This window comes from Cupriavidus sp. FW305-F7, from assembly GCF_058782875.1.
Window position 1 is genome coordinate 1 of record NZ_JBYSYC010000145.1, and the last position, 587, is coordinate 587.

Here is a 587-nt window from a genome sequence, read left to right on the forward strand (position 1 = left end):
GGTATTAACCAGAGCCATTTCTTTCCGGACAAAAGTGCTTTACAACCCGAAGGCCTTCTTCACACACGCGGCATTGCTGGATCAGGGTTGCCCCCATTGTCCAAAATTCCCCACTGCTGCCTCCCGTAGGAGTCTGGGCCGTGTCTCAGTCCCAGTGTGGCTGATCGTCCTCTCAGACCAGCTACTGATCGTCGCCTTGGTAGGCTTTTACCCCACCAACTAGCTAATCAGACATCGGCCGCTCCTGTAGCGCGAGGCCTTACGGTCCCCCGCTTTCACCCTCAGGTCGTATGCGGTATTAGCTAATCTTTCGACTAGTTATCCCCCACTACAGGGCACGTTCCGATGTATTACTCACCCGTTCGCCACTCGCCACCAGGCCGAAGCCCGTGCTGCCGTTCGACTTGCATGTGTAAGGCATGCCGCCAGCGTTCAATCTGAGCCAGGATCAAACTCTTCAGTTCAATCTCTGTGTGGAAGCCTCGCGGCTCCCTCGCTCTTTCGAGCGGTCGCTCACTCTCAGAAAACTGACTGACCAGATCCGAAGACCCAGTCACGTTTTGCTGTGCGAGCACTGTATAACTTGT

Annotated in this window: 1 rRNA gene; it reads right to left on the reverse strand. The window is 55.2% G+C overall.

Going from position 1 to position 587, the window contains the following annotated elements:
• A 16S ribosomal RNA gene (locus AC3WL8_RS40005) occupies positions 1–464 on the reverse strand; the annotation flags it as partial.
• Positions 465–587 lie beyond the last annotated feature (123 nt).